Here is a 21,067-nt window from a genome sequence, read left to right as displayed (position 1 = left end):
TTCGAACCGACCGGTCTGTACCGGCCCTGAATTTACTTGCCGCGCGTACGAGTCACTTGCCGCGCGACTGCGTGAACTCCCACGCGTCCGCGACGATCCCGGCGAGGTCCGCTCGGGACGGGTTCCAGCCGAGCCGCTCGCGGGCGGTGGAAGCGGAGGCGACAAGCACCGCCGGGTCGCCGCCGCGGCGCGGGGCCGTGACCTCGGGGATCGGGTGCCCGGTGACCTGGCGGACGGTCTCGATGACCTGGCGGACGGAGAAACCGTTGCCGTTGCCGAGGTTGCAGATCAGGTGCTCGCCGGGCTGCGCGGCCTGGACGGCCAGCAGGTGGGCCTCGGCCAGGTCGGCGACGTGGATGTAGTCGCGGACGCAGGTGCCGTCCGGCGTCGGGTAGTCGTCGCCGAAGACGGAGATCGCGTCGCGCTTGCCCTGCGCGACCTGGAGGACCAGCGGGATCAGGTGCGACTCGGGGTCGTGGCGCTCGCCGTACGCGCCGTATGCACCGGCCACGTTGAAGTAGCGCAGGGAGACCGCGGCCAGGCCGTGCGCCGCCGCCTCGCCGGTGATCATGTGGTCGACGGCGAGCTTCGAGGCGCCGTACGGCGAGGTGGGCGCCGTCGGGTCGGTCTCGGTGATCGGGGTGTTGACCGGCTCGCCGTACGTGGCCGCCGTAGAGGAGAAGACCAGCTTGCGGACGCCGGCCTCGCGCATCGCGCCCAGCAGCGCCATCGTGCCGCCGACGTTGTTGTCCCAGTACTTCTCGGGCTTGACCACCGACTCGCCGACCTGCGAGGACGCGGCGAAGTGCAGGACGGCGTCGAAGGTGGCGTCCAGCCACTTGGCGGCGTCGCGGATGTCGCCCTCGATGAAGGTGGCGCCGGTGGGCACGCCCTCGCGGAAGCCGGTGGTGAGGTTGTCGAGGACGACGACCTCATGGCCCGCCTCCAGCAGATGCTGGGCGACCACGCTGCCGACGTAACCCGCGCCACCGGTCACCAAGTACTTACCGCTCATGAACTCGCTACCTCTCGCAGTCGCTCGGCCGCGCGCTCCGGCGGCACGTCGTTGATGAACACGTTCATGCCGGACTCGGAACCCGCGAGGAACTTCAGCTTGCCGGACGTGCGGCGGATGGTGAAAAGCTCGAGGTGAAGGGCGAAATCGTCCCTGCTCACACCGTCGAACTCGTCCAGCGTGCCGAACGGGGCCTGATGCCAGGCCGCGATGTACGGCGTGGGCGGTTCGCCCTCGCCGAAGATCCGGTCGAAGCGCCTCAAGAGTTCCAGATAGAGCTGGGGGAATTCTGTGCGCGCCGCCTCGTCGAGCCCGAGCAGATCGGGCACGCGGCGCTTGGGGTACAGGTGGACCTCGTACGGCCAGTGCGCGGCGTACGGCACGAAGGCGACCCAGTGTTCACCCTCCAGGACGACCCGCTCGCCGGCGAGTTCACGCTCCAGGACGGCGTCGAAGAGGTTCTCACCTCCGGTCGCTTCCTTATGAGTTGCGAGAGAACGCAGCATGAGCGCGGTGCGCGGCGTGGTGAAGGGGTAGGCGTAGATCTGGCCGTGCGGGTGGCCCAGGGTCACGCCGATCTCGGCGCCGCGGTTCTCGAAGCAGAACACCTGGTCGACGGAGGGCAGATGGGACAGCTCCGAGGTCCGGTCGGTCCAGGCGTCGAGCACCAACCCCACCTGTTCCTCGGTCAGTTCGGCGAAGGACGCGTTGTGGTCGGAGGTGAAGCAGACGACCTCGCAGCGGCCGGAGTCGCCGGCGAGCGAGGGGAAGCGGTTCTCGAAGACCACGACGTCGTACGACGAGTCCGGGATCTCGCTCAGCCGCTCGCCCTGGGAGGGACACAGGGGGCACTCGTTGGCCGGCGGGTGGTAGGTGCGGCCCTGGCGGTGGGAGGCGATCGCGACGGAGTCGCCGAGCAGGGGGTCCTGCCGGATCTCGGACGTGGTGACGGTCCGCTCCAGCGGACGGCGGTCCACGGCGTCCCGGACCGTGTCGTCGCGCAGGTCGTAGTAGACCAGCTCACGACCGTCGGCCAGCCGGGTCGAGGTCTTCTTCACTGCGGACTCCCTATCAGGGCCACTCCACCAACCAACATAAGTCAACATATCGAAACACAAGCAACCAGGACAGTCAACATCACAATCAAACAAAGAGCACCATACGAAGTGTTCAGTTACTGAACACAGAGGCGTAGGTTCCGCTCTGGATCAGTTCGCGCAACGAAGCGAGTGCTTATGCAAACCCCCACATATCTGGCCGCTGAGCTCCGACTCCCCACCAACTGGCTCGACTACACGATCCTCGGCATCTACTTCGTCGTCGTCCTCGGCATCGGCTTCGCCGCCCGTCGCTCGGTCAAGACGAGCCTCGACTTCTTCCTCTCGGGCCGGTCGTTGCCGGCCTGGATCACCGGTCTCGCGTTCATCTCGGCGAACCTGGCCGCCACCGAGATCCTCGGCATGGCCGCCAACAGCGCGCAGTACGGCGCGTACACCGTGCACTGGTACTGGATCGGCGCCATCCCGGCCATGGTCTTCCTCGGCCTGGTGATGATGCCGTTCTACTACGGCAGCAAAGTGCGCTCGGTTCCCGAGATGCTGTTGCTCCGCTTCGACAAGTGGGCGCATCTGCTCAGTTCGGCTCTGTTCGCCTTTGCCGCCGTTCTGATCGCCGGTGTCAACCTCTACGCCCTGGCGATCGTCGTCGAGGCCCTGCTCGGCTGGCCGCAGTGGGTGGCGATCGTGGTCGCGGGCGCCTTCGTGCTGGCGTACATCACCCTCGGCGGCCTCTCCTCGGCGATCTACAACGAGGTCCTCCAGTTCTTCGTGATTCTCGCCGCCCTCATCCCGATCGTCGTGCTGGGCCTGAAGAAGGTCGGCGGCTGGGACGGTCTGACGGACTCGTTGACGAAGACGCACGGCGCCGACTTCACCACCGCGTGGGGCGGCACCGGCATCGGCAGCGACAACCCGCTGGGCGCGAACTGGCTGACGATCGTGCTCGGCCTGGGCTTCGTGCTGTCCTTCGGCTACTGGACGACGAACTTCGCGGAGGTCCAGCGAGCGCTGTCGGCCAAGAACCTGTCGGCGGCCCAGCGCACCCCCCTCATCGCCGCCTTCCCGAAGATCTTCATCGTGTTCCTGGTGATGATCCCGGGCCTGACGGTGGCGGCCCTGATCCCCGGCTTCGGCACCCCCGACTCGGGCTACCAGTACAACGACGCCATCCCGTACCTGATGGAGCAGTTGCTGCCCAACGGTGTCCTCGGCATCGCGGTGACCGGTCTGCTCGCGGCGTTCATGGCGGGCATGGCGGCCAACGTGTCGTCCTTCAACACGGTGTTCACCAACGACATCTGGGCCCGGTACGTGGTCAAGGGCCGGGAGGACGAGTACTACGTCGGGTTCGGCCGCCTGATCACGGTGATCGGCGTGTGCGCCTCGGTCGGCACGGCGTTCCTGGCGTCGTCGTTCTCGAACATCATGAGCTACCTGCAGACGCTGTTCTCCTTCTTCAACGTGCCGATGTTCGTCGTCTTCATCGTCGGCATGTTCTGGAAGCGCGCCTCCGCGGTGTCCGGCTTCTGGGGACTGCTCGCCGGCACCGTGGCCGCGATGGTGAACTACTTCTGGATCTACAAGGAGGGCATCATCGACATCCCCTCCGACCAGGGCGCCAACTTCGTCTCCGCGATCGTGGGCTTCGTGGCCGGCGCGGTCGTCATGGTCGCCGTGTCGCTGTTCACCAAGCCGAAGCCGGCCGAGGAACTCCAGGGCCTGGTCTACGGCACCGTCTCGCCCGGCATGTCCGAGGCACCGGCCGTCGGCGACGACGCCTGGTACCGCAAGCCGGCTCTGCTGGGCTGGGGTGCGATCGTCCTGGCCGCCGCCTGCTACGTCCCGTTCTCGTTCTGACCTCGGGAGGATTGAGAGACCATGTCTGAGCACTCCGGATACTCCGAGAAGGACGTCCACCGGGAAGTCAGCGAGTTGCAGGCCAAGTCCGCGACCGCGGCCCGCATCTTCGACCTGCGCCGCATCATCGGCGGCCTGTTCGTGATCTACGGCGTGATCGTCACGATCGCGGGCATCTCCCCGTCCGACGCCGACCTGGACAAGGCCGAGGGCGTCAACATCAACCTCTGGACCGGTCTGGGGATGCTGGCCCTCGGCGTGTTCTTCCTGGTGTGGCTGAAGCTGCGGCCTGTGGCTCCGCCACCGCCGGACGTCCTGCCGGACGAGTCGGCCGAGTGACCTCGCCGGTGAGATCGGGGCCGGAGTCCGTGACGGACTCCGGCCCCGTTTCTGATCCACTCGGCGCCCGTTTTCTGACTCGGGGCCTCGTTCCGACCTACTCCAGTCCGTTCCCCGTCCCCGTCTCAGGAGCCGAGTGCGGTACCGGACCCGCTCGGTCCAGCAGGCCGGTCCGGGCCGCCAGGGCCGCCGCCTCCAGCCTCGACCCCACCCCCAGCTTCATCAGCACCCGCTGCACATGCGTGCGGGCGGTCGACGGGGCGATGCCCATGCCGGCCGCGATCAGCCGGGTGTCCTCGCCGTCGGCGACCCTGACCAGGACCTCGACCTCCCGGGGCGTCAGCATCTGCAGCAGGCGCTGGCCCTCGTCGTCCGGCTGAACCGCCGGGTTGAGGAGTTCACTGAAAGCGCCTTGCAGGAGCTGCGGCGCCACGGCCGCCTCGCCCGCCCTGGCCTTCATGATCGCTCGCTCCACACCCTCGATGCGCTCGTCATGCCGTACATAGCCCGAGGCGCCCGCGGCGAACGCGGCGGCTATGCCGCGCGGTGACGGCACGGGCCCCAGGACCAGCACCGCGACCTGCGGGCGCTCGCGTTTGATCTTCATCACCGGGTCGAATATGCCCGGTTCCGCGGGCGTCGCCGTCCCCAGCAGGCACACCTCCGGCGCCCGCGTGATCACCAGCTCCGCCGCCCCCGCGGCGGGCGCCGCGGCGGCCAGCACCCGGTGCCCCCGCAGTTTCAGCGCCGAGGCCAGTGCCTCGGCCAGCAGTCGGTGGTCGTCGACCACCATGAGCCGCACTCCCATCGAGCAACCCCCCAGTCCCCCCAATGGATGCCCCACTATGCATGCCCACTGGTCCGCGCGGCCAGAAGCCCCCACCCGGCTCCCCCGCTCTTCATGCCCCCGGAAGCTACACGCTTGTTCGACGTTGCGCTCCCCCTACCGATGAGAAGTGCCCCGGATCGACGGAATTTCTCGCTTTCCGCTCATTCGAGGGTGATGGGCGGTACGCGCACGGCCCCGCCTCTGAGCAGGGACGGGGCCGTCAACGCGAGCGAGTGGTTCAGCCGTTCGTGCCGAACGCGATCACCAGGTACCTCTTGTCGTCCGGATTACCGAGTTCACTCGCGTACACAGAAGACATGTACAGATGCCCCTGCGCGTAGAGGAGCTCGGCGTACTGCGGAGACATCCGGGTCTCCACATCCCGCACCGTCTTCACGGAGGGGTTCTCCAGCAGCTTCGTCTCCTTGAAGCTGCCACCGTCGATGCTGACGATCTGCCCGCCCTTGTCGTACGGCGGACGCTTGTACGCGATGATGTTGCCGCCGTCCATGCGCAGCGGCGTGATCGTGTACCGGTCGCCCGCGTCCGCACGCTGCCCGGTCTGCTTGCCGGTGGCCAGGTCGAAGGCGACGATCTCGTTGGTACGGCCGTACTCGCCGCCGCCGGCGTGCTCCTGGGTCTCCACATAGAGCCGGTCGTTGCCCACCACGACGCCCGTGCAGGACTCGATCCTGGTGACGCCGGAGCAGCGGGCCTCGAACTGGTCGCCCGGCACGGAGATGCGGATGCGCAGCTTGCCGGTGGCGTTGTCGATCGAGAAGACGTCCGTGATGCCGACGGCGTCCTTCGACTCGCCGACCTCAGCGGCCACGACGAGCGGCTGGGTGGACAGGACGCTGGCGTAGTCGACACCCTCGGCCAGCTCGTACTCGGAGTTCACCTTCCCGGACTTCGGGTCGATGGTCTGGATGTGCAGCTGGGGACTGTCGTACGAGCCGCACTTGCGGACCGCGACCAGCTTCTCGCCGCCGGCGTACCCGGCGTCGTGGCAGTCCTCGTTGGCCTTGGGGAGCCACAGCGGCTTGCCGGACTCGAGGTCGAACGCGGTGCCGCCGCTGGAGCCGCCGGCGGCGACCGTGCCGCCGCTGACGGTGATGTTGTCGAACCGGATCGGCTGGCCGCCGACCTCGGCGGTCTTCGTCCACAGCTTCTTTCCGGCGTCGAGGTCGAGCGCCGCGATCTGGGTGCAGCCGTTAGAGGGCTTCGCCTTGGTCGGCATCGCGGGCTCGAAGGCGACGGCCGTCAGATTGTCCTCGGTGACGTGCTTGCTGGCCTGGCAGACCGGGCCCGGCAGCGGGATCGTCCACAGCTCGGTGCCCTTGTCGGGGTCGTAGCCGACGATCTCGGCGACGCCGCTCTTGACGTACGCCTTGTCGGTCAGCCACGAGCCGGACACGACGACGGTGGTGTCGTCCTTGACCTTGGGTGACGGGACCTGGAAGAGGACCTGCGAGGAGGCGTCGGCGGGCACCTTCTCCGTACCGGCGGGGACGCTGCCGCCGCCTGTCGTGCCGTCGTCGTCCCCGCCGCCGGTGCCGCCGCTGGAGCTGGCGGTGTCGTCCTTGCCGCCCTCGTCACCGGACTGCGCGTACCACACGCCGCCGACGACCAGCGCGATCACCACGACGGCCGCGACGATCACGGCCAGCGTCGTGTTGGACTTCCGCCCGCCGCCGTTCGGCCCGGTGGGGTGCGGGTGCGGATGCATGCCCGGCTGCGGATAGCCGTAGCCGGGGGGCTGGCCGTACGGGTTCTGCGGCTGGTTCTGGGGCTGTGCGTACGGGTTGGGCTGCTGGCCCGGGTAGCCGTATCCGGGCGGGGGCGACTGGGGATGCGGCGCCTGGGGGTGGCCGAAGCCGGGCTGCGGCGGTGGGGCGGCGGGCGGCGTGGGCGGCATGCCCTGGGGTGCCTGCGGTGGCTGCGGTGCGCCGAAGCCACCGGTGCCTTGCGGCTGAGGCGGCTGCTGCTGGGGCGGCTGGTCCTGGGGTGGGCCGAACCCTCCCCCCTGCGGGGGCTGGTGGGGCGGCGGTGGGGGCGGCGGCTGGGTCATGGCGTGGCTACCTCAGGGGAGGGGGACGGCGGGTGCGGCGGGTGCTTCGGGGACGGGGTCAAGGTCATGCCTGGTGCGCGCCTCACTTGCCGAAGGCGAGCATCAGCTTCTCCTTGCTCTCGTCGTTGCCGCTCAGCCGGGTGCTCGCAAGGTAGAAACGCCCGTCGACCCAGTCGAACGCGCTGGAGAAGAAGCCGTTTTCGATGTTCGCGGTGCCCGCCGGGTTCTGCAGCAGCTTTGTCGGAGTGTGGCTGCTGCCGGTCACCGGGATCGACACGACCTGGCCGCCCGCGTCGTACGACGGCTGGACGTACGCGATGAGCTTGCCGTCCTCGACCTTGATCGGCAGCATCGGCTCTTCCACCGGGGACTTGACGCGCCACTTCTCCTTGCCGTTGGCGAGGTTGATCGCGACGATCTCGTTGGCGCTGGTGGTGGCGTCGGTGGGCAGATAGAGCGTGTCGGCGTCGGCGGCCGCACCGGTGCAGCCCTGCAGATCACGCTGGAGGATGGCCCAGCCGCACTTGGAACCGATGTTGATGTCGACGCTGACCTGCGAGCGGAACTTGCCGCCGGCGCCGAAGGTGGAGATGTTCCACGCCTTCTTGTCCTCGTTGGTGCTGTAGATGACCAGCGGGTCGATGGAGTAGACGCGCGCGACCTTCCAGCCCTTCTGGAACTTCCGGGTCCACTTGGCCTTGCCGGTCGCCGGGTCGAGCTCCTGCACCTCGTCGTGCTCATTGGTGCCGGTGGCATCGCAGGACGCCACGGCGATCAGCTTCTCGCCGCCCGCGAACGCGTCCGGGAAGCACTTGTCGCCGTACCTCGTCTTGTCCCACAGCTTGTCGCCGCTGTCGATGTCGTACGCCGTACCGGACTGCGAGCGGCCCACCATCAGCGTCTTGCCGGTGATGGACAGCTCGACGTCGAGCGTGCTGTCGAACAGCGCGCCGTCGCCGACCGTGCCCTTCCAGCCCTGTTCGCCGGTGTTGAGGTCGATCTGCTGGAGCTGGTTGCACTTGGCGCGGTCGCTGGAGCCGTTCATGTACGCCACGACGATCTTGTCGCCGGACGACTTCTGCGGCGTGACCGCGCAGATCTTCTCCGGGAAGGTGATCGGGTCCCAGGTCTCGCCGCCGTCGCCGACGTTGTAGGCGAAGACCTGCTTGTACGCCGCCTTCACCGCCGCCTTGTCGGTGATCCACAGGCCGGGGGCGTCGGCGCCGCTGCCGGGCGCGTCCGGTGCCTCCTTGTACCAGAGCACCTTCGACTCGCCCGCCTGGCGGCCCTCGTTGAGGTCCTCCGGGTCGGAGCCGCCGTCACCGCCGCCGCCGTCACCGGAGCCGGTCGGGGACGCGGAGCCCTTCGGGTCGTCGCTCTGCTGGGCGACCGGCTTCTTGTCCTGGTCGTCGCCGCCCCTGGTCACCGCGAACACGGTGCCGCCGATGACGACCAGCGCCGCGACCGCCGCGCCGATGACGAGAGCGGGCTTTCCCTTGAAGGGGTTGCGCGAGCCGGGGCCGGGCGCGCCCGGATACTGCGGCGGCGGATAGCCGTAACCCTGGGCGGGCTGCTGGCCGTAGGGCCCGGGCTGGCCGTACGGTCCCGGCTGCTGCGGCGGCTGGCCGTACGGACCGGAGGCGTAGGGCCCCGGCTGCTGGTCGTACGGGCCTGGCTGCGCCGGCTGCTGCGGGTAGCCGTACCCCTGCTGCGGGGTACCGGGCGGCGGGCCCTGCGGGGGCGGCGGTGCCTGGGGCGGGCCCTGGGGCGGAGGGGGTGTCTGAGGGGCGCCCTGCGGCGGGGGCGGGGGCTGCGGAGTACCTTGCGGCGCGGGCAGGGGCTGCGGAGCGTCACCCTGCTGCGGGGGCGGCGGTGCCCCGAAGCCGCCCTGGCGTGGGTCCTGTGGTGCTCCGAAACCGCCCTGCGGCGGCTGGTTGGGCGGCTGGCTCATGAGCGGTTTCCCCCTTCGACCGGTGTGGTGCCACGTTCTGTGCCGTCGCGTCTCGGCCACACCAGCCGTCTCTCAGACTTTTCTCAGACGAGCCTTTCTATCACCCGCCGCCGACAGCGCACCGGCGCTCATCGGCCCCTGTTCCCAAGGGAGGACCGGCCTGTGATGCCCTCGTTATGACCCTTCACGCACCCTTCACGCACCAGCGCGCCGCCCGCGTGAAAGGGCCCCCGAGGCACGCTTGAAGGGCCCCAAGTGCTACGCGTCCTCGGCGAGTTCCAGCCAGCGCAGTTCCAGTTCCTCGCGCTCGCCGGTCAACTGGCGCAGCTCGGCGTCCAGTTCGGCCACCTTTGCGAAGTCCGTGGCGTTGTCGGCGATCCGGTCGTGCAGCTTGGTCTCCTTCTCGGAGATCTTGTCGAGCTGCCGCTCGATCTTCTGCAGTTCCTTCTTGGCGGCGCGCTGGTCGGCGGAGCTCGGCCCGGCGGCGGCCTTCACCGCGACGGGCGCCGCGGCGGCCACCGCCTCCTCCATGCGCCGGCGCCGCTCCAGGTACTCGTCGATGCCGCGCGGCAGCATCCGCAGGGTGGCGTCGCCGAGGAGGGCGAAGACCCGGTCCGTCGTCCGCTCGATGAAGAACCGGTCGTGGGAGATGACGATCATCGAGCCGGGCCAGCTGTCGAGGACGTCCTCGAGCTGGGTGAGGGTCTCGATGTCGAGGTCGTTGGTGGGCTCGTCGAGGAAGAGGACGTTGGGCTCGTCCATGAGGAGCCGGAGGATCTGGAGCCTGCGCCGCTCACCACCGGACAGATCACCGACCGGCGTCCACTGCTTCTCCTTGTTGAAGCCGAACGTCTCGCACAGCTGCCCCGCGGTCATCTCGCGCCCCTTGCCGAGATCGACGCGCTCCCGCACCCGCTGCACGGCTTCCAGCACCCGCAGATTGGGATCGAGCTCGCCGACCTCCTGCGAGAGATAGGCGAGCTTGACGGTCTTCCCCACGGCGATCCGCCCGCCGGCCGGCTGCTCCTCGCCCTCGGTCCGCGCCGCCTCGGCCATGGCACGCAGCAGGGAGGTCTTGCCGGCGCCGTTGACGCCGACGAGGCCGATGCGGTCGCCGGGGCCGAGCTGCCACGTCAGATGCTTGAGCAGCACCTTCGGCCCGGCCTGGACCGTCACGTCCTTCAGATCGAAGACCGTCTTGCCGAGCCGCGAGGACGCGAACTTCATCAGCTCGCTGCTGTCCCGGGGCGGCGGTACGTCCGCGATCAGCTCGTTGGCGGCCTCGACGCGGAAGCGGGGCTTCGACGTACGGGCGGGGGCGCCGCGCCGCAGCCAGGCCAGCTCCTTGCGGACCAGGTTCTGCCGCTTGGTCTCCTCGGTGGCGGCGATCCGCTCGCGTTCGGCGCGCGCGAAGACGTAGTCCGAGTAGCCGCCCTCGTACTCGAAGACCGAGCCCTTCTGCACGTCCCACATGCGCGTGCACACCTGGTCCAGGAACCAGCGGTCGTGCGTGACGCAGACGAGCGCCGAGCGCCGCTCGCGGAGGTGGTTCGCGAGCCAGGAGATGCCCTCGACGTCGAGGTGGTTGGTCGGCTCGTCGAGCACGATCAGGTCCTGCTCCTCGATGAGCAGCTTGGCGAGCGCGATACGGCGGCGCTCCCCGCCGGAGAGGGGCCCGATGACGGTGTCCAGCCCCTGCGGGAACCCGGGCAGGTCAAGCCCCCCGAACAGCCCGGTGAGCACATCCCTGATCTTGGCGTTGCCCGCCCACTCGTGGTCGGCCATGTCCCGGATGACCTCATGCCGGACGGTGGCGGTGGGGTCGAGGGAGTCGTGCTGGGTGAGGACGCCCAGCCGCAGCCCACCAGAATGCGTGACCCGTCCGGTGTCGGCCTGCTCCAGCTTGGCCAGCATCCGGATGAGGGTCGTCTTACCGTCGCCATTACGGCCCACGACGCCGATGCGATCCCCCTCGGAGACGCCGAGGGAGATCCCGTCGAGCAGGGCACGGGTGCCGTACACCTTGCTGACGTTCTCGACATTGACCAGATTGACGGCCATTACTCTCCTGACACGGGGGTCGATCGACCCTCCAGGGTAGTCCGCGCGGCGGGGCGGGGTCGGTCCGGCGGGGGTTCCGGGGGGCTGCGGGCTCTGGGGCCGGGGGGCTGCGGGCTCTGGGCCCGGGGACTCCGGCCCCTGGACCCGGGGACTCCGGCCCCTGGCCCCGGGGACTCCGGCCTCTGGACCACCGGTCGGCCTGGCCGAAACGCAGAGACTGGGCGCCGTACTCGAACTCGCGGGGATGCGCCGCGCCGGACGCATCCCCGCCCCGCCGGACAGCCACCGCGATCAGGGCAAGGTACCGGCCCTCGTACGCGCCCACATGCTGCCGTCAGGAGAACGCCAGCACGCCCTGTGTGTACGGCAGTTGGCAGGGGCAGGCCGATGAGTGGAGGCAAGGTCGAGTCACATGCACAGGCTGCCGAGCTGCCCATGTTGCGGGCCTACCGTCTGTGGTTCGAGCACGTCCTCAGGTGCGACGGCTGTAAGGGCGCCGGCAGGGCCCAGGACGGCTGTGATTCCGGGCGGGAGTGTGGGGCGCGTACCGCCTCGCGCGGATCGGGGGGACACCATGACGTGGGCTGCCCGGGGATGGCAGATCATGGCGGCTGATGGTTGGCCCGTATATCTATGAGGGCCAACCACCAGGGAAAACGTCAGGAACCCGTGCCCGCGACCGCCGTGCGGACCTCGCCCAGGAGGTCGTACATCGTCTGGCCGGGGCAGTCGGTCTGGAGCCAGTCGCGGTGGCCGCTGATCGTGTTGACGTCCTTGGTGACGCCGTTGACCGGGTTGACGAAGGTGACCTGGGCCTGGGGGTCGAGGCCCTTGAAGCGGGTGATCACCTTGATGAGGCGGATCAGGGAGGCCTTGGCGGCGTCGGTGGGCGGCTGGCCGGTCAGGTTGCCGAGGAAGGCGATGCCGAGGTTGCCGGAGTTGAAGCCGGCGGTGTGGAAGGCGGTGACGAGGTTGCCCTTCGCGTCGAAGGCGGGGATGCCGTCGTCGCCGGAGTAGCGGCCCTCGTAGACGGTGCCGGCCTCGTCGATGAGGAAGTGGTAGCCGATGTCGCCCCAGTCGTTGGTGATCGCGTGGAACTCGTAGATGCCGCGCACGGTCGCCGCCGGGTCGGGGTCGGCGTTCGGGGTGTCCGTGTGGTGGACGGTGATCGTCTGCAACGGGTAGTACGTCTCGGGCGAGTTGACCTTCCCGTCCTTGTACCGCTTCGACTCGTCCGCGCCCCACGCCGGCCGCGACAGGTACTGCACCCCACGCACCCGGGTCGGCTCGGTCGGCACCCGGAAGGTCTTGCCGGCCCCGCCCGTCGTGTCTATCGCCAGCGAGCGCACCCCGCTCGCCCCCTGCGGCGCCTTCAGCTCGTACGCGGTGGCGTCCCCCGCCGCCACCAGCGCCGTGCCGCCGTTCTCGACGGTCGCGCAACCACCGCCCAGCTCCTGCCACTTGCCGTCCGCGAACCGGATCCCGGCACCGGCCTCCGCGCCGGTCCAGCGGACACCGACGTACGAGATGGCGAAGGGGGCGGTGGTCGCGGCGGTACCGGCGGCGGCCTCGGTTCGGGTGGCCGGGAACTTCTGGGGCTCGGTGCCCGGAGTGCCGGACGAGGTGTCCGACGTACCGGAGTCCGAGTCGCCGGCCGCGAAGACGACCGGGGTCAGAGCGGCTCCCGCGGCCACCGCGCCGCCGGCGGCGATCATGCCTCGCCGGGAGAGAGAGCGCTTCCTGCGGTGGTCGGGAGTGGGGGATCCGGACACAGGTGTGCCTCCAGGGTCAGTTCACTTGGGGGACACCGCGCCGCGCGCACTCTGCGATGTGACACGGCGAGTGCTTGAAGTTGAAATGACCCTACGCGCCACACCCGCCCCACCCGCACCAACCCAGGCCAAGGAACGGTGAATTCACTGTGCCTGTCGGACAAATGGGGCGCGCGTGTTTGGTCCTGGGGTTTCAGATCCGCCTGGAGGTTCAGATCACTGTGGCGCCCGGCGCCGGGCCCGACGCCTGCCGTACGGTCCGGCACGTGCCGGACGCCAGCAACGCCTCCGCTACCTTCGACGCCGACTCCCGGTCCCGCGCGAGGAACGCCGTCGTCGGTCCCGACCCCGAGACCAGCGCCGTCAGCGCACCGGCGGCGCGGCCCGCGGCGAGGGTGTCGGCCAGCTCCGGGAAGAGCGAAAGCGCGGCGGGCTGAAGGTCGTTGGAGACGGCGGCGGCGAGCGCGTCGGGGTCGCCCTTCGCGAGCGCGCCGAGGAGTTCCTGGGAGGCGACGGGCTCGGGGATGTCCAGACCCTCGCCGAGCCGGTCGAACTCACGGAACACGGCCGGCGTCGACAACCCGCGCTCCGCCATCGCGAACACCCAGTGGAAGGTGCCGCCGACCTCGAGCGCCGTCAGCTTCTCCCCGCGCCCGGTGCCGAGCGCTGCCCCGCCGACCAGACTGAACGGCACGTCGCTGCCCAACTCGGCGCAGATGGCAAGCAGTTCGTCGCGCGAGGCGTTGGTGCCCCACAACGCGTCGCAGGCGAGCAGCGCGCCCGCGCCGTCCGCACTCCCGCCCGCCATACCGCCGGCCACGGGGATGTCCTTGACGATGTGGAGATGGACGTTCGGGGTACGGCCGTACCGCGCAGCCAGTGCTTCCGCCGCGCGCGCCGCCAAGTTCGTACGGTCCAGGGGGACTTGACCGGCGTCCGGACCCTCGCAGGTGACGCGGAGTTCGTCGGCCGGCGTGACGGTGATCTCGTCGTAGAGGCCGACCGCGAGGAACACATTGGCCAGATCGTGGAACCCGTCGGGCCGGGCGGCGCCCACAGCCAGCTGGACATTGACCTTGGCGGGAACGCGAACGGTGACGCTCACTGCTGACCGGGCTCCTTGTTGTCGGCGGCGCTCTTGCCTTGCTCAGCGGCGCTCTTGCCGTTCTCGGCGATACGGGCGAACTCCTCGACGGTCAGCGACTCGCCGCGGGCCTGCGGTGAGACACCGGCGGCGACGAGGGCGGCCTCCGCGGCGGCGGCCGACCCGGCCCACCCGGCGAGCGCGGCGCGCAGCGTCTTGCGGCGCTGGGCGAAGGCCGCGTCGACGACGGCGAACACCTCGCGCCTGGTGGCCGTCGTCTTGATCGGCTCGACGCGCCGGGTGAGGGACACGAGCCCGCTGTCGACGTTGGGCGCGGGCCAGAAGACGTTGCGCCCGATGGCGCCGGCCCGCTTGACCTCGGCGTACCAGTTGGCCTTCACGGACGGGACGCCGTACACCTTCGAGCCGGGCGGGGCGGCCAGCCGGTCGGCGACCTCCGACTGCACCATCACCAGCGTGCGCTCGATGCTGGGGAAGGTCTCGAGCATGTGCAGCAGCACGGGCACGGCCACGTTGTACGGCAGATTCGCCACCAGCGCGGTCGGCTCGGGGCCCGGCAGCTCGGTCACGTGCATGGCGTCGGAGTGCACGAGCGCGAACCGCTCGGCCCGCTCCGGCATCCGGGCGGCGACGGTGGCGGGCAGCGCGCCGGCCAGTACGTCGTCGATCTCTACGGCGATGACGCGGTCGGCTGCCTCCAGGAGCGCGAGGGTGAGGGAGCCGAGCCCCGGTCCTACCTCGACGACCACGTCATCGGGCCGTACGCCGGCGGTACGGACGATCCGGCGGACCGTGTTCGCGTCGATCACGAAGTTCTGGCCGCGCTGCTTGGTGGGACGCACACCGAGGGCTGCCGCCAGCTCGCGGATGTCGGCGGGGCCCAGGAGGGCGTCGGGGGGAGGGCTGCTGCTCACGGCGACAAGCGTACGGGGCGCTGGCCGCGGGCATTCGGGGCGTTCTGAGGAGGGTGTGCATTCTGCGGGTCGGTGGGGGCTGGGCGCGCAGTTCCCCGCGCCCCTTCGGGGCGCGATCCACCCCGCCCAGCACCACCCAGCGACCGCTCACCTGTGCAGCCGCGACCCACAATGCGGCCAAGGACTCGCCCCCCGCCGCACATACAGCCTCTTCGCCCGATGCGTCTGTTCCTCCGCCGACGCGTCCTGGGGTCGGCCGCTGCCGCCGAGGCTGTGCCACGTCTGCGTGTCGACCTGGTACAGCCCGCCGTACGTCCCGGAGGGGTCGACCGCGTTCGGGCGCCCTCCGGACTCGCAGGCGGCGAGGCCCTGCCAGTCCAGGTGGTCGGCGCCCTGCACGGACGTGGGCATCGGCTTCGTGCCGACCTTCACGACCCGGTCCCGCGGCTCCCGCACCACCTCGGTCTTCACGCGCCGCGGCTTCTGCTTGACCCCGTTGACGGTCCGGAGCACGTACGTGATGCGCCGCAGCCCCACCTGCCCGGCACGTTCGACGACTTCCGTGCCCTCGAACAGCGAGGGATCGTCCACCCGGCGCACCTGGACCGGGATCGCTTCCTCCCGGACCTCCTTGGTGCGGGTGATCCGCAGGACGGAGACGGTCTGCCCGTCCCGCGGGAAGCTCCCCGGCGCCACGGAGGTGGTGTCCTGCCCGCGCAGGGTGACCCCGGCCTCCTGGACGACCTCCCCCACGGTCGCCGCGTTCGTACGGACGGTCCGGGCCCGTCCGTCGGCCATGACCGTCACCGAGCGCTCGGTGCGGACGTCCAGCGCGAGCCCTTCACGCCCGATGCGCCGGGAGCGCGCGATGGACACGTAGGCGCCCTCCGCACGCACCCCCAGCTGTTTGAGCGCCTCTTCCACCGTGCGCGCGGTCGTCCACACCTCGCGCCGCTGACCGTCGAGGGTGAGCCGCACGGGCCGCCCGTAGCGCACGGCGACCTCGTCACCGTTGGCGAGCGCCGCACCGGGCGCGGGCGCCACCTCGTCGTGGGCCCCCGTCTCCAGGCCCTGGTCCGCGAGCAGCTCGGTCACGTCGTCGGCGAAGGTGTGCAGCGTGCGGGGCTCCCCGTCGACGGTGAGCTCGATCGCCTTGTCCTTGGCGACGAACGCGGAGGTGCCGCCCGCGAGGAAGGCGACGACCAGCGCCTGCGGCAGCAGACGGCGCATGGAGCCGTCGGCGCGCTCGGCGTACCGCGCCTTGCGCCGACGCGCGGACCGCCGATGCGCGCCGGAGCGCACAACGGGCGCGGGCGCCTCGTCATACGCGTCCTCGTCCCCTTCCTCCGCCGCCTCCTCATCCGCCGCCTCGTCCGCCTCCACAGCACCGCCGGCCTGCCGCGGCACCACCGGCTCACGCATCTCGTAGGCCGGCGCGTAGGTGTCCCCGTACGCCCAGGCGGTCTCCCCCTGCGCCTCGCCGGGCGCCATCCCGACCCCGTACCCCCATGTCTCGGCGCTGTACGGATCGAACGCGCCGCCCGAGGCGTCGTACGCCCCGTACGACACATACGGCCCGTACGCCGCGTCCACTCCGTACGGCGACTCCCCCGCGTACTGCGAGTCCTGCACGTTCTGCGCGTACTGCGAATTCCGCGCGTACTGCGAGTACTGCGAGTTGCTCACGCCGTCACGCTCCAGAAGGCCAGAGGGGTCCGGATCGGGCCCAGAACCTAGCGGAGCGCTGATCACTCTCCAAAGTCGCTCAACTACGCAGAGTAGTAATGGGACTGTGGTTGCACCTCGGGAGCGTTATCGGGCGGTTATGCGTCAGTAGCCGAAGGCAGTAGCCGTGTTCGAGCCGAGGGCCGCGGCCAGCGTGTCCTCGTCGATGCCCCGTATGGCGGCCATGGCGCGCACCGTGACCGGAATGAGATACGGCGCGTTGGGCCGTCCGCGGTACGGCACCGGCGTGAGGAAGGGCGCGTCGGTCTCCACGAGGACCAGCTCCAGCGGGGCCACGGCGAGGGCGTCGCGCAGGTTCTGGGCGTTCTTGAAGGTGACGTTCCCGGCGAAGGACATGTAGTAGCCGGCGCGGGCGCAGATCTCCGCCATGTCCGCGTCGCCCGAGTAGCAGTGGAACACCGTCCGCTCGGGTGCGCCCTCCTCCTTCAGCAGGCGCAGCACGTCCGTGTGGGCGTCGCGGTCGTGGATGACGAGGGCCTTGCCGTGCCGCTTGGCGATCTCGATGTGGGCACGGAAGGACCGCTCCTGCGCCGCCTTGCCCTCGGGTCCGGTGCGGAAGTAGTCGAGTCCCGTCTCGCCGACGGCCTTCACGTGGGGCAGCGCGGCCAGCCGGTCGATCTCGGCGAGCGCCTCGTCCAGGCCAGCGTCCCCGCCGGGCTCCCGTTCGCCCTGCCGGGACCAGCCGTCGGGGTCGCCGTGGACGATGCGCGGGGCCTCGTTGGGGTGCAGGGCGACGGCCGCGTGCACGGCGTCGTATGCCGCCGCCGTGTCCGCCGCCCACTGCGAGCCGCGTACGTCACAGCCGACCTGCACGACCGTCGTCACACCGACCGACGCGGCCTTCGCCAGACCCTCCTCCACCGTGCCGGACTGCATGTCGAGGTGGGTGTGCGAGTCAGCGACGGGCACCCGGAGCGGCGCGGGCAGCGGCGGTGCGGCGTTCTTGTCGGACGCGTTCGAAGGCATGCCTCGATCCTACGAAAGGGGCATGCCTTCTCAGCCGGGCCTCTCAGCGAGGCCTCTCAGTGGGCCCTCTCGGCGGGCGCCCGGATCAGCTCGCCTTGCGCTGGAAGACGTGCAGCAGATCGGAGAGGTGCCAGTGGTGGGGTTCCCCGGCGGCGGGCTCCGGCACGTCGACCGGCCCCGCCTGCGCCGGCACCGGACGCTGCCGATGCTCGGCGTCCCGCACGGACGACACCTGCCCCGCCCGCATGATCCGTACGACATGGTTGTCGCAGTTCTGACACGTGGGCCGGCTCAACGGGGACGGCACGATCTGCCCGTCGGCCACATACATGACGAACTCATGGCCGTCGGCGTCCGTGTGGTGCTCTATCTCGTACGACTGCTCCCAGCCGTGCCCGCAGCGCATGCAGGCGAAGGAATAGGACTCGTTCACTACGGCGGTCGCCCCGTTGCGAAGGCCGGTCTGCCCTGCGATCTCGGTCATGCCAGCTCCTGTTGTCCGCTGGAGGGACGGGTGGCGTCCCGGTTCCCAGTGGACTGCTCGGCCGGAGCGAACGCACGGGACCTGTCCAGTGTTGGGGCGCATTTGGGCGTTCCTTGCCGAAAGGGCCCGCGCGCTTTACCCGCTGATGGGGCGCTCGCTCAGCCGAGATACGCCCTGCTCAGAATGTGTTTCACGCCCCCGCGTTCTTCGCCGCCACCACCGCGTCGAAGACCTCCCGCTTCGGCACCCCCGCCTCCACGGCCACCGCGGCGATCGCCTCCTTGCGCCGCTCCCCCGCCTCCTCCCGCACCCGCACCCGCCGCACCAGCTCCTCGGCGTCCAGTTCCTCCGCCCCCGTCTCCGGCGCCCCCTCGACCACGACCGTGATCTCCCCGCGGACGCCGTCCGCCGCCCACGCGGCCAGCTCGCCGAGCCCGCCCCGCCGTACCTCCTCGTACGTCTTGGTCAGTTCGCGGCAGACGGCGGCCCGCCGGTCCGCGCCGAAGACCTCGGCCATCGCGGCGAGCGTCTCGTCGATCCGGTGGGTGGACTCGAAATAGACCAGCGTCCGCCGCTCCTGCGCGACCTCCCGCAGCCGCGACAGCCGCTCCCCCGCCTTCCGCGGCAGGAAGCCCTCGAAGCAGAACCGGTCGACGGGCAGCCCGGACAGCGCGAGGGCGGTCAGCACGGCGGACGGCCCCGGCACCGCGGTCACCTTGATGTCCTGCTCGACGGCCGCGGCCACCAGCCGGTACCCGGGGTCGGACACCGACGGCATCCCCGCGTCCGTGACGAGCAGCACACGCGCGCCGCCGAGGAGTTCCTGGACCAGCTCGGGCGTACGGGCGGCCTCGTTGCCCTCGAAGTACGACACCACGCGCCCCTTGGGCGTCACTCCGAGCGCCTGGGTCAGGCGCCGCAGCCGCCGGGTGTCCTCGGCGGCGACGACATCGGCTCCCGTCAGCTCTTGCGCCAGCCGGGGCGGGGCGTCGGCGATGTCGCCGATGGGGGTACCGGCAAGGACCAGGGTTCCGGGCGTTACTGTCACGTTTCCATCCTCGCAGCCCTCATCCACGGGACTCCCACAGAACGGTTCCCTACGATGGCGCGGTGACCAGTACAGCGTCGTCGATGGACTCCACGGACATCCGACAGGGCGAGGCCCTTCACGACCAGCGGCCGTCGTGGCAGCAGCGGCTGCGCCGTTTCGGCTACACCGCGGGGCCCAGAACCGACATCCGGGACCGGCTGGTGCCGCCGTACACCCGGCCCAGCCCGCGTCTGTGGGCCGCGCTCGGACTGCCGCAGGCGCTGGTCGAGCGGCTGATGCGCTGGTCGGGCTGGGGCGGTCCGCTGCTGGTGACGCTGTTCGCGGGCGTGATCCGGTTCTGGAACCTGGGCAGCCCGAAGGCGGTGATATTCGACGAGACGTACTACGCCAAGGACGCGTGGGCGCTGGTCCACCGCGGTTTCGAGGTCAACTGGGACAAGAACGTCAACAACCTGATCCTGTCCTCGAACGGCGACGTCCCGATCCCCACGGACGCGTCGTACGTCGTACACCCGCCGGTCGGCAAGTACGTCATCGGGCTCGGCGAGCTGATGTTCGGCTTCAACCCGTTCGGCTGGCGGTTCATGGCGGCGCTGCTCGGCACGCTGTCGGTGCTGATGCTGTGCCGGATCGGCCGCAGGCTGTTCCGTTCGACCTTCCTCGGCTGCCTGGCGGGCGCGCTGATGGCGGTGGACGGGCTGCACTTCGTGATGAGCCGCACCGCGCTGCTCGACGGCGTGCTGATGTTCTTCGTGCTCGCGGCCTTCGGCTGCCTGGTGATCGACCGCGACAAGACACGCGAGAAACTCGCCGCCGCGCTGCCCGGCGACTCCGACGGCCGGGTCGGCCCCGATGTGCACACGGCGGAGAACACCAGGTTCGGCCTGCGTCCCTGGCGGCTGCTGGCCGGCCTGATGCTGGGCCTGGCCATCGGCACCAAGTGGAACGGCCTCTACATCCTCGCCGCGTTCTGCGTGCTGGCCGTGCTGTGGGACGTCGGCTCCCGCAAGGTCGCCGGTGCCCGCCACCCGTACCAGGCGGTGCTCCGGCGGGACCTGGGCTGGACGTTCCTGTCGACGGTGCCGGTCGCCGTGGTCACGTACCTCGGCTCCTGGCTCGGCTGGATCCTTTCGCCGGCGGACGGCAGCGGCGGCTACTACCGCAACTGGGCCGCGACCGACGGCAAGAACAGCGACTGGTCCTGGCTGTTCCCGGACTGGTGGCGCAGCCTGTGGCACTACGAGCACCAGGTGTACGAGTTCCATGTCGGCCTGAGCTCTCCGCACACGTACGAGTCCAACCCGTGGAGCTGGCTCGTCGACGGCCGCCCGGTGTCGTACTTCTACGAGTCCCCCGCCCCCGGCAAGGACGGCTGCCCCGTCGACGCGGGCGAGAAGTGCGCGCGTGAGGTGCTGGCGATCGGCACGCCGCTGCTGTGGTGGGTGGCCGCCTTCGCGCTCCTGTATGTGCTGTGGCGCTGGTTCTTCCGCCGCGACTGGCGCGCGGGCGCGATCGCCTGCGGGATCGCGGCCGGGTACCTGCCCTGGTTCATGTACCAGGAGCGCACGATCTTCTTCTTCTACGCCGTCGTCTTCCTGCCGTTCCTCTGCCTCGCCGTCGCGATGATGCTCGGCGCGCTCGTCGGCCCCCCGGGCTCCAGCGACACCCGCCGCGTGGCGGGCGCGACGGGCGTGGGCGTGCTGGTGCTGCTGATCGCCTGGAACTTCATCTACTTCTGGCCTCTGCTCACCGGCACGGCGATCCCGATCGACGACTGGCGTTCACGTATGTGGCTGGATACCTGGGTTTAGGGGAACTCCCCTCACAGGTTCCTCTCCCGCCACTTAC

Annotated in this window: 16 protein-coding genes; 3 read left to right on the top strand and 13 right to left on the bottom strand. The window is 70.1% G+C overall.

What is annotated here, in order from left to right:
• Window positions 1–52 precede the first annotated feature (52 nt).
• Both galE and galT read right to left on the bottom strand, forming a co-directional pair.
• On the bottom strand, window positions 53–1,015 hold the full coding sequence (gene galE, locus AB0I98_RS09415) for a UDP-glucose 4-epimerase GalE (RefSeq protein WP_362937696.1): 963 nt from the start codon (window positions 1,013–1,015) through the stop codon (window positions 53–55).
• On the bottom strand, window positions 1,012–2,073 hold the full coding sequence (galT, locus tag AB0I98_RS09410; RefSeq protein WP_362937693.1) for a galactose-1-phosphate uridylyltransferase: 1,062 nt from the start codon (window positions 2,071–2,073) through the stop codon (window positions 1,012–1,014). The genes galE and galT overlap by 4 nt, the downstream gene beginning before the upstream one ends.
• A 177-nt stretch (window positions 2,074–2,250) precedes the next feature.
• On the opposite strand from galT, the gene AB0I98_RS09405 reads away from it, so the two are divergent.
• Both AB0I98_RS09405 and AB0I98_RS09400 read left to right on the top strand, forming a co-directional pair.
• The gene (locus tag AB0I98_RS09405) at window positions 2,251–3,930 is read left to right on the top strand and encodes a sodium:solute symporter family protein (protein ID WP_362937690.1); all 1,680 of its coding nucleotides are present in this window, start codon (window positions 2,251–2,253) and stop codon (window positions 3,928–3,930) included.
• A 21-nt stretch (window positions 3,931–3,951) separates the two neighbouring features.
• Window positions 3,952–4,269 carry a hypothetical protein gene (locus AB0I98_RS09400; RefSeq protein ID WP_362937687.1) on the top strand — a complete coding sequence of 106 codons (318 nt, stop codon included), beginning with the start codon at window positions 3,952–3,954 and terminating at the stop codon, window positions 4,267–4,269.
• A gap of 97 nt (window positions 4,270–4,366) precedes the next feature.
• On the opposite strand, the gene AB0I98_RS09395 is transcribed toward AB0I98_RS09400, so the two are convergent.
• The 11 genes from AB0I98_RS09395 to rsmI all read right to left on the bottom strand — a co-directional run bounded on the left by AB0I98_RS09395 (window position 4,367) and on the right by rsmI (window position 19,216).
• Window positions 4,367–5,077, bottom strand: a complete 711-nt coding sequence (locus tag AB0I98_RS09395; RefSeq protein ID WP_328440223.1) for a response regulator transcription factor — start codon at window positions 5,075–5,077, stop codon at window positions 4,367–4,369.
• Between the two features lie 259 nt (window positions 5,078–5,336).
• Entirely contained in the window at window positions 5,337–7,169 is a 1,833-nt protein-coding gene (locus AB0I98_RS09390) for a PQQ-binding-like beta-propeller repeat protein (protein ID WP_362937684.1), read from the bottom strand.
• An 82-nt stretch (window positions 7,170–7,251) separates the two neighbouring features.
• Window positions 7,252–9,120: a PQQ-binding-like beta-propeller repeat protein gene (locus AB0I98_RS09385; protein WP_362937681.1), complete on the bottom strand. Its 1,869-nt coding sequence runs from the start codon at window positions 9,118–9,120 to the stop codon at window positions 7,252–7,254.
• A gap of 258 nt (window positions 9,121–9,378) precedes the next feature.
• On the bottom strand, window positions 9,379–11,181 hold the full coding sequence (locus tag AB0I98_RS09380; RefSeq protein ID WP_362937678.1) for an ABC-F family ATP-binding cassette domain-containing protein: 1,803 nt from the start codon (window positions 11,179–11,181) through the stop codon (window positions 9,379–9,381).
• A gap of 659 nt (window positions 11,182–11,840) precedes the next feature.
• The gene (locus AB0I98_RS09375; protein WP_362937675.1) at window positions 11,841–12,953 is read right to left on the bottom strand and encodes a peptidoglycan recognition family protein; all 1,113 of its coding nucleotides are present in this window, start codon (window positions 12,951–12,953) and stop codon (window positions 11,841–11,843) included.
• Window positions 12,954–13,164: 211 nt separating this feature from the next.
• Complete coding sequence (locus AB0I98_RS09370; RefSeq protein WP_362937672.1) at window positions 13,165–14,058, bottom strand: 4-(cytidine 5'-diphospho)-2-C-methyl-D-erythritol kinase; 894 nt, start codon at window positions 14,056–14,058, stop codon at window positions 13,165–13,167.
• Window positions 14,055–14,972, bottom strand: a complete 918-nt coding sequence (rsmA, locus tag AB0I98_RS09365) for a 16S rRNA (adenine(1518)-N(6)/adenine(1519)-N(6))-dimethyltransferase RsmA (RefSeq protein WP_362937669.1) — start codon at window positions 14,970–14,972, stop codon at window positions 14,055–14,057. Before rsmA ends, AB0I98_RS09370 begins: the two co-directional genes overlap by 4 nt.
• A gap of 147 nt (window positions 14,973–15,119) precedes the next feature.
• Entirely contained in the window at window positions 15,120–16,463 is a 1,344-nt protein-coding gene (locus AB0I98_RS09360; RefSeq protein ID WP_362937766.1) for a ubiquitin-like domain-containing protein, read from the bottom strand.
• 339 nt (window positions 16,464–16,802) lie between these two features.
• Window positions 16,803–17,684 (bottom strand): TatD family hydrolase, encoded by an 882-nt coding sequence (locus AB0I98_RS09355; RefSeq protein WP_362937666.1) that lies wholly within the window; start codon window positions 17,682–17,684, stop codon window positions 16,803–16,805.
• A gap of 85 nt (window positions 17,685–17,769) precedes the next feature.
• Window positions 17,770–18,168: a hypothetical protein gene (locus tag AB0I98_RS09350; protein ID WP_362937663.1), complete on the bottom strand. Its 399-nt coding sequence runs from the start codon at window positions 18,166–18,168 to the stop codon at window positions 17,770–17,772.
• Between the two features lie 190 nt (window positions 18,169–18,358).
• Entirely contained in the window at window positions 18,359–19,216 is an 858-nt protein-coding gene (gene rsmI, locus AB0I98_RS09345) for a 16S rRNA (cytidine(1402)-2'-O)-methyltransferase (protein ID WP_362937660.1), read from the bottom strand.
• Window positions 19,217–19,278: 62 nt separating this feature from the next.
• On the opposite strand from rsmI, the gene AB0I98_RS09340 reads away from it, so the two are divergent.
• A complete protein-coding gene (locus tag AB0I98_RS09340) occupies window positions 19,279–21,030 on the top strand; it encodes a phospholipid carrier-dependent glycosyltransferase (protein WP_362937657.1) in 1,752 nt (583 codons plus the stop codon).
• Window positions 21,031–21,067: the final 37 nt, after the last annotated feature.

The sequence above is a fragment of the Streptomyces sp. NPDC050211 genome, from assembly GCF_040656035.1.
Classification (GTDB): Bacteria; Actinomycetota; Actinomycetes; order Streptomycetales; family Streptomycetaceae; genus Streptomyces.
The sequence above is the reverse complement of the archived record's forward strand: the minus strand, read 5'-3'. Positions and strand labels throughout refer to the sequence as shown.

Coding starts and splice junctions, on each gene's coding strand:
- AB0I98_RS09385 (WP_362937681.1), bottom strand. CDS start 9,120: ATGAGCCAGCCGCCCAACCAGCCGCCGCAGGGCGGTTTCGGAGCACCA.
- galE (WP_362937696.1), bottom strand. CDS start 1,015: ATGAGCGGTAAGTACTTGGTGACCGGTGGCGCGGGTTACGTCGGCAGC.
- AB0I98_RS09380 (WP_362937678.1), bottom strand. CDS start 11,181: ATGGCCGTCAATCTGGTCAATGTCGAGAACGTCAGCAAGGTGTACGGC.
- AB0I98_RS09400 (WP_362937687.1), top strand. CDS start 3,952: ATGTCTGAGCACTCCGGATACTCCGAGAAGGACGTCCACCGGGAAGTC.
- AB0I98_RS09395 (WP_328440223.1), bottom strand. CDS start 5,077: ATGGGAGTGCGGCTCATGGTGGTCGACGACCACCGACTGCTGGCCGAG.
- AB0I98_RS09390 (WP_362937684.1), bottom strand. CDS start 7,169: ATGACCCAGCCGCCGCCCCCACCGCCGCCCCACCAGCCCCCGCAGGGG.
- AB0I98_RS09355 (WP_362937666.1), bottom strand. CDS start 17,684: ATGCCTTCGAACGCGTCCGACAAGAACGCCGCACCGCCGCTGCCCGCG.
- AB0I98_RS09360 (WP_362937766.1), bottom strand. CDS start 16,463: ATGGCGCCCGGCGAGGCGCAGGGGGAGACCGCCTGGGCGTACGGGGAC.
- AB0I98_RS09350 (WP_362937663.1), bottom strand. CDS start 18,168: ATGACCGAGATCGCAGGGCAGACCGGCCTTCGCAACGGGGCGACCGCC.
- AB0I98_RS09405 (WP_362937690.1), top strand. CDS start 2,251: ATGCAAACCCCCACATATCTGGCCGCTGAGCTCCGACTCCCCACCAAC.